Below are 5,470 nucleotides of genomic sequence, written 5' to 3' on the forward strand. Positions count from 1 at the left end.
TTGTGCAAACCAGTATTTTATTTGCAAATAAAATCACCTTGTACCTAAATATAATTTTTAGCGATGGCTACGCCCGCCGCAGGCATCGCTTGTTTTTGACCAGACCTCACAAAATCGCATTGCTCCCGTATTAAGGTTACACAATGCTTGGGATAGCTTAATAGTTGTTCTGATCGTCCAAACCCTAAATACGCTCTGGATGTAAATTATCCGTCTTTCTTGTCCCCTAGTAATTAGCCTCTGCCTATTTTCCTAATTTCTTTTACATCATTATTCGTCTATTTTGTTAATGTGTAAGTTTTATAACCTATAAACCATTTAGAGTAGCTACCTCTTGAGGTAATTATCTAGCTAAATTGCTTATTTCTTTTGATAGATTAAATCAAGATTCAAAAAGACCAATATAACAATATACATAATACATAGCTGAAAAATAGACTATAAATTGTTAGTTTTATGCAAAAGATTTATAGCAATATTCAAGGCATCAAAGTTAACCGTTTTAAACAACTACAACAGTTTTATGAGCAAAATCAACCATTAGATAGATTAATTAAGCCAGAATTTGCTTACCGATACTGTAGGCTTTATTCACGAACTACCGCCACCATTTATGGATGCATTTCGTGCCACATTAAAGGAAGTAGTTGAGGCTTTGGCCATGATTCATGTCGAAGATTTGTCCCATCCAGCCGGGTAAAATCATATTGAGAGTGTGTTGGAAATAATCGAAGAAATGCCTGATATTCTAAAGAAAAATTTGATTGCTTTTAACAAAGTTGACCAAGTAGATAGCGAAACCTTGGCTCAAGTTCAACAAGTTTATCCTGACGCTGTATTTATTTCAGCAACTAAGGGGTTAGATTTAGAGACTTTAAAGGTGCGATCGCTGCAACTAATTGACGAAAGAGTTAAACCGATTGCAGTCCCACAGAATTCATACTAACAGCAAGGAATTATATGACACCGACCATCATTGTTCACGGTGGGGCAAAAACCATTACAGACGATAAAGTTGCAGCCAACAATGCAGGCTGTACAGCAGCAGCAGAAGCTGGTTGGGCTGTGCTAATCAGTGGAGGTAGCGCCGCAGAAGCTGTTGAAGCAGCTATTCGAGTTCTGGAAACTGACCAGACATTTAACGCTGGTCTTGGTGCAACTCTCAACAGCGATGGAGAGGTGGAGTTAGACGCGGCGATCATGGAAGGCTCACTAAGTTGGGGAGCAGTTGCAGCAGCTCAGGGCATCCGTCATCCCATCTCGGTTGCACGGAAGGTTATGGATGACAAACCCAGGCTACTAGTGGCGCGAGGTGCAGAACGCTTTGCTGTAGACTGCGGAGCCGAAATGTGCAAAAAAGATGACTTGATAACTGATGAACAGTGGCAGGAGTGGAAGGAGGATCAAAAGGTTATTGATCGCCCCAACACTGTAGGTTGTGTGGCTTTGGATGCTAGCGGCATCCTAGCTGCTGGCACTTCAACTGGTGGAACTACTAAGCAGCAACAAGGTCGCGTCGGTGACACTGCGCTTGTTGGCTGTGGCTTGTACGCTGATAATAAAATCGGCGGTTGCTCAACAACAGGTGATGGCGAGTCAATTATCCCCGTGGTTTTGGCTAAAACTGCGATCGATTTCTTGACTGGAGACAGACATCCAGACGAAGCAGCACAGATGGCAATTGACACTTTGGTTTCTAAGGTTAAAGGTGAAGCTGGGTGCATCCTTATAGATCGTCAAGGACGCGTTGGCTGGGCGTATAACTCATCACACATGGCTTGCGCTTATATGACTCAAGGACAAGAGAAAGTGGCTGCATTTACTAAAAAATAACTCATATAGATATAGCGGTTCCCATTCAGATGCAGTATAAGATTATATTGGCAGGTGTAGGGGCACGGTAGCGCCTACCTAACGTAAACGAGAACCGCCATAGTAATTTCTAAATGAGTCATGAAAATCTCTGATTCTTCTCTCTGCGTTCTCTGCGGTTAATTTATTTTTACAAGTGATTTAGGATTGCTATATATAGGACTCCGGTTTAATTTTTGAACCCATAGTGAGACTAAAAAGCTCGTTTTCTCATGGTTTTATCTAAAATTTCCTTCAGGAATTAGACAGGAGTCCTATATAAATTAAAACTCGGAAAGTCAAATGAAATGTGGCTTTTCAACTTTGAATATGTAGCTTTTTTTGAATGGGTACGAATTAATGAACTCATCAAAATATAACTTTCAATACTTTCAAGGGAGTTCTCTATCTGATTTATTTGCTCAAGATATCACAGAAGCATCTTATGGCTTTATCTTAAATTACCCTGCAACAGGGAGTTGGGCTGCTTATCCCAATCGGCAAAAATATTTTATTCAAGATGGCAGTAGTGAAGCCACCAAAACCTCCTTCGACAAGATTTGTCAAAAAGAACCTTGGAAAAATCTGGCTGTCTTAGGCGATCGTATTCCCGGAATTGTGATTAATCCGCCATCAAAGTCGCTGCTTGAATACTGGCAAGAACATTTCGGATTCAAGCACTCCAATATTGAGATGATGGATTGCTCAACTTATCTAGACGATCTTAGCCACAGCGAACGCTTTGATAAACTCATAACTCTGTTTCCCTTTGATGGTTTAAAACCAGAAAAACATGCTGTCGATTCAGACACTCATTACCGCTTACTCAGCAAAGTAGCGTTAGAAGAACTGGGAGTCCAATGTCCAAAATACAAGAGCTACAATCTGCACCAAGTCAATATCGAAGACATCCCATTACCACAATTTCCCTACTTAATTAAAACATCTCACGGACTCTCAGGAGAAGGCACTTATATTATCAAGAATCCCAGCGATCTAAACTACTGCCTTGAAGAAATTAGAAAATATCTTGATATTAAATTGCTTGATACGATTATTGTCTCAGAGTTCGTCAAGAATGAGGTGCAGAATTACTGCGTACAATTCTATGTCAACAAAGGGGGAGAGATAACCCTCATCGGCACTACCGGACAACTTGTCACTCCAGAAGGTAGCTATTTAGGAGGAGTGATTGACTACCGCAACACTGACATGAGCAAGTTTTTTCAGATGATTGCCAACGTTGGTGAGTATGCTCACAAACAGGGATATTTCGGCGTGATTGGCTTTGATGTGCTGGAAGACCAAGACGGACAATTTTATGCGATCGATGCCAATTTCCGCGTTAATGGCTCAACTCCATTGTGTTTACAGCGCCATACCCTACTGGGACTAGGAAAAGAAGTAGCTAAATATTCCAGTAGCTACCGAATCGAGGGGGCATTAGAATCAATCCTTATAACCCTAAAACCAGAATTAGATCGCAAAGACTTGATTATTTTATCGGCTTTAGAGAAAGTCAAATATGGAAAAATCTACACTGAGCTTTATGCGATCGTTACTGGAGAAACTATCGAAAAAATGCAGTATATCGAGCAGCAATTACAAACTAAGGGATTACAACTCCTCCCTTAAATCAAGCGGTAGTCGATATTTTTGGTTCTTCAGACTAATCTGCCTCAAGATTTATAAACCAATTTAACTCATGATGTGGAATGGAGCAAAAATGAAAAGGAATAATTTAGAATACTACGATCTAAATGCAGAAAAATGGTGGAAAGAAGATGAAACTTTATATCTATCTAACCATCTTAACAAGTCTAGATTTGAATATTTCTCAAATTTTGTACCAAATTGGAAAGGACTTAAAGTTTTAGATATTGGCTGTGGGGGCGGATTAGCTTGTGAGTTTATAGCTAATCTAGACGCTTGTGTATCTGGGATAGATTTATCCTTGAATTCAATTAAAATAGCCCAAGAACATGCTAGAAAAAATAATTTAGAAATTGATTATCAACGGGGGTTAGCTGAAAATATCCCTTACGAAGAAAATAGTTTTGATGTTGTTTTGTGCTTTGACGTATTGGAGCATGTTGAAGATTGGGTAAAAGTTATTTCAGAAGCTTATAGAGTTCTAAAAAATGATGGATTATTTTTATTTGACACAATTAATAGGAATTTCAAATCAAAGTTTATAATGATTTGGCTTTTAGAAGATACTCTAAAGCGTATACCACCTGGGCTTCATGACTGGAATAAATTTATTAAACCCCAAGAAATGATAGAAGTAATGGAAAGGGCTGGTTTTGAAGATTTGGAAATTAAAGGATTTGACTTGACGGGTGGCACTAACTTTAAAACGCTGAAGAATATTCTACTTAAGGGTTTAAATAATCAAAGAGAAGGTGAGAAGGCAGAATTATTTGAAATCAAAATTAATGATGATACTTCTGTCTGCTACATTGGTAAAGCAGTTAAGAAAAGTTGATAAGGGCTTACTTCCTGTGCAGAAAAACCATCTTATGTATCAACGTAAATAACTGGTTTCCAGCTTTTTGTTAATCATTTTTTGATGATAAATATACCCACGCTGTAGCTGACTTTTCACGTTATGTGGAAAAGTCCACGAAAAACCTAACCCCCTAACCCCCTTCCCGATGCGGGAAGGGGGAAATTCAAAGTCTCTCTCCTAAAAGGAGAGAGAAATAGAAGTGAGGTTTTCCAGATGCTGTGAAAAGTCAGACGCTGTAGAGGCAATTAATGAATTGCCTCTACAGTGCGTTTTTACATCGTCCATATTTAGCCTTTACTGCCAATGCGTAATATCATCTCCTCGTAATTACAATATGTCATTGCGAGTGTAACGAAGTGGAATGAAACAATCGCAATGATTTGCAGATTGGAACTATTGGAGATGCTGCGCGAACACTTCACTTGCAATGACAACTAAGGCAATTTCCGTTAATAAATCTACCGTCGCTGTTGGTTTCGACTTCGCTCAACCAACTAATGGATCGAGAGTTGAGCAAAGTTGAAAATCGTCAATCTGGGTATATTCTTTGTGAGAAATTACCTAATTAACCGGACATGATAAAGCCTTATACAGCACTTCCAACAGCTATGAGGTACATCCTAAAAGCTGAAAGCGATGATAAAAGAGGGGTAAGAAGAAAACTATATCGCATAATAGCCGGAAGCGCTATAACTCGTTAGTAAACAATATTTGAGTGTACCTCAGTTGCTTAGGAAAGACTATAAATAAAATTTGTAGTTGAAAAAATACATTTAATATTTATTATTTTAACCTTAATCTATATCTAAAGATAGTTATTCTCCAAATAAATAATTTTCAATTTATTCTGACTATTTAGGAAAACTTAAAAAAATATAAATATTTAAATTTTATCCCTGGCGGGGGGATTGTTCAGTCTTAAAAAAACTGGTTTTCTGATTACGTAATTAAGTATTAAGACCAAATACAACTTTCAGGAAAATTAAATGCTGCTCAAAAAAATTCCGGGTCTGCTCATAGCGGCAGCTATTCTGCCATGCTTTATTCAACCGGCTTCCGCTCACGTTATTTGGTTTGAGAAAGAAAATGCTCAATACAATTTGTTAT

At 38.4% G+C, this 5,470-nt stretch carries 3 protein-coding genes and 1 pseudogene; all 4 read left to right on the forward strand.

The genetic code is table 11. The features are described from left to right. Window positions 1–565: 565 nt before the first annotated feature. A pseudogene (locus tag H6G96_RS42170) lies at window positions 566–946 on the forward strand (GTPase HflX); the annotation flags it as partial. A gap of 14 nt (window positions 947–960) precedes the next feature. Continuing rightward, on the forward strand, window positions 961–1,833 hold the full coding sequence (locus H6G96_RS39965) for an isoaspartyl peptidase/L-asparaginase family protein (protein ID WP_190920106.1): 873 nt from the start codon (window positions 961–963) through the stop codon (window positions 1,831–1,833). 378 nt (window positions 1,834–2,211) lie between these two features. After that, on the forward strand, window positions 2,212–3,486 hold the full coding sequence (locus H6G96_RS39970) for an ATP-grasp domain-containing protein (RefSeq protein ID WP_190920108.1): 1,275 nt from the start codon (window positions 2,212–2,214) through the stop codon (window positions 3,484–3,486). A gap of 70 nt (window positions 3,487–3,556) precedes the next feature. Next, window positions 3,557–4,339, forward strand: coding sequence for a bifunctional 2-polyprenyl-6-hydroxyphenol methylase/3-demethylubiquinol 3-O-methyltransferase UbiG (gene ubiG, locus H6G96_RS39975; protein WP_242063658.1), 783 nt, complete (start codon window positions 3,557–3,559; stop codon window positions 4,337–4,339). Window positions 4,340–5,470: the final 1,131 nt, after the last annotated feature.

This window comes from Nostoc sp. FACHB-892 (genome assembly GCF_014698795.1).
Classification (GTDB): domain Bacteria; phylum Cyanobacteriota; class Cyanobacteriia; order Cyanobacteriales; family Nostocaceae; genus Nostoc.